Origin of the sequence: Frankia sp. AgKG'84/4, from assembly GCF_023242965.2 — a bacterium.
In the GTDB taxonomy this organism is placed as follows: Bacteria; Actinomycetota; Actinomycetes; order Frankiales; family Frankiaceae; genus Frankia.
Genome location: NZ_JALKFU020001036.1, coordinates 1 through 1712, shown reverse-complemented (window position 1 = coordinate 1712; position 1712 = coordinate 1). Strand labels below are relative to the sequence as shown.

2 protein-coding genes are annotated in these 1712 nt (G+C 71.4%); one reads left to right on the top strand and one right to left on the bottom strand.

All coding sequences use genetic code 11. The annotated features are described in order from the left end of the window. On the top strand, nucleotides 1-270 hold a 270-nt coding region (locus tag MXD58_RS27080; protein WP_250610725.1), incomplete at its 5' end, for a response regulator transcription factor. 80 nt (nucleotides 271-350) lie between these two features. Here MXD58_RS27080 and MXD58_RS27075 read toward each other — a convergent pair. Further along, nucleotides 351-764: a hypothetical protein gene (locus tag MXD58_RS27075; protein WP_248839154.1), complete on the bottom strand. Its 414-nt coding sequence runs from the start codon at nucleotides 762-764 to the stop codon at nucleotides 351-353. Nucleotides 765-1712: the final 948 nt, after the last annotated feature.

Below are 1712 nucleotides of genomic sequence, written 5' to 3'. Positions count from 1 at the left end.
GTACCGGCTCCCGCGGCGTCGCGAGCGCCGGCCCCGCAGACTCCGGGCCGGCGCCGCAGCGGCGGGGCCGTGGCGGGTGACCGCCTCAGTGACCGGGAACTCGCGGTGCTCAGCTACCTTCCGACGATGCTGACGACCGCGGAGATCGCGGCGGAACTCTACGTCTCCGTGAACACCGTCAAGACGCATCTGAAGAGCATCTACCGCAAGCTCGACGTGCCGCGCCGCCGCGACGCCGTGCACTGTGCCCGGCAGCTCCACCTGCTCTGACCGGAAGGCCCTCTGACCGGAAGGCCCTCTGACCGGAAGGCCCTCTGGCCGGGAGGCCGGCGCCGGCCACGGCGGGAGCGTCAGCAGCCCCAGCCGTCCGGCCCGGCCGCCGGCTCGGCAGCACCGGGCTCGTGATCGTCCAGTGGCCCTCCGGCGCTCGCCGGCGCTCCGAACACCTGCCGTTCGAGGGCGCCGTAGGGATGGTCCGCGGGATCCGGTCGACCGCCCAGGGGCACCGTCGGTCGCCGTGATGGCTCGGACAGGGGCGTGCGCGGCGCGGCCGGCGGCCAGACGGCGCCGGCGCGGGATGTTCCCCGGCCCGTCGGCGCGAACGGGAGCACCGCCCGCAGCACGCAGATCACCGAGGTGACGATCCCGGCGACGATCAGGATCAGACCGAGGACGGGGAGATCCACCCCGGCCACCCGCCAGGTGAGCGCGTAACGGAGGGCCGCGCCGAGAACGACCAGAAAGACCGACAGTCCCAGTGTCATCGTTGCTTCACCTCGTTCGTCCCGTGGCGTTCGTCCCGAGGCCGTTGGCGCGACCGCCGGCCGGCCGGGGGAGAGGACATCGGTGGCGCGAGACGGACCTGCACCCGTAGATTCCGCGGGCCTCCGGGGCGCCGGTGCATCCGGACGTGCTCGATACGGAGGGTCTAGATAATCAATACCCTCGGTGAGGGTTGTTCATGCCGGGACACACATTCGTGCCGTCTCACTCACTCTTGGTGGCAGATCGGGCGTGTCGGAACCGTCTCATGGATGTCACGTCCGTGGCCGTGGAAGGGCACTGGCCGCCGTGGCCGAGGGCGCGACCGCGCCCAGGTCGGCCTGCCCTCTACTCGGGAGGTAGCCCGTAGGGGGGAGCTGTCCGGGAGGTAAAGGTCACGCCAAGTGCACAACTCGCGCGGCGGAACGCCCGGTTGCGGAAGATATGGCCGGTTAGAGGCCTGTTTCTCCCGATGTCGGCTGGGTTTGACGGGTGAGGGAGCGAGGGGCGTGAGCTAGCGCTGGCGTAGCAAGGTAGGCGGGCCCTACGCTTGCCGAACATGTCCAGCTTCACCGGAAATTCACCTGGTGACGTGGTCGCAACCGGGCCACCGTCCGGTGCGATTCTGAGTCTGACCCCCCGGAGGCACGCGTGACCGACCGAGTTCCCCGCTCGACCGATGCTATCGGCGAGGAGATAGCCCACCGGCCGCGAATCGGCGTGACCGTGGACACATCCACGGACCTGGGTGTGGTCGGTGGGATGGCCAGGCGCGCCTCGGCAAGCTCCCCGGCACCGCCGAACACACCACACCACGCGACCCCACGGCACCCCGCGCCGAGCACCGGAATGGGGGGCGCCGGCGCGCGCCAGCTCTCTCACGGGCGCACCGCGGCGCCGCTCGCGGGACCGCCGGTGGGACGCGGCGAGGTTCCCGGCGGCGCCCGCAC

Coding starts and splice junctions, on each gene's coding strand:
- MXD58_RS27075 (WP_248839154.1), bottom strand. CDS start 764: ATGACACTGGGACTGTCGGTCTTTCTGGTCGTTCTCGGCGCGGCCCTC.